The following is a 406-nucleotide window of genomic DNA, read 5'->3' on the forward strand; positions in this document are numbered from 1 at the left end:
ATCGCAGTAGCGGTTTGCGGTCCAATGCCACGAACCTTCATCACTCGTTGAACATTAGCGCTGACCTTAGCAAAAGACTCGAAGACTTGTTCAGTATCGGCGATACGTTGATTTAATTCACCAAGGTGGTGATAAGCATCGGCAATCACCGTTCTTGCGAGATGTGGCAGTTCATTTTCTGCATCTTCAAGCATTAAGGGAACGTGCTTCATCAATGAAGAGCGACCAACGGGAATGATCAACCCGAACTCAGAAAGTAGGGCGCGCATGCGATTCATAAGCGCGGTGCGTTCACGAACCCAATGCTCTCTCATTCTATGTACCGATAGGATGGCTTGTTGCTCTGGTGATTTTACGGGCACAAAGCGAGTGGATGGTCGCTGAATAGCTTCGCAGATAGCTACTG

At 48.5% G+C, this 406-nt stretch carries 1 pseudogene; it reads right to left on the minus strand.

From position 1 onward, the window contains the following. Positions 1-406: pseudogene (locus AB4185_RS21920) on the minus strand (IS110 family transposase); the annotation flags it as partial.

The organism is Vibrio sp. 10N.286.48.F5, from assembly GCF_041469785.1.
In the GTDB taxonomy this organism is placed as follows: Bacteria; Pseudomonadota; Gammaproteobacteria; order Enterobacterales; family Vibrionaceae; genus Vibrio; species Vibrio crassostreae_C.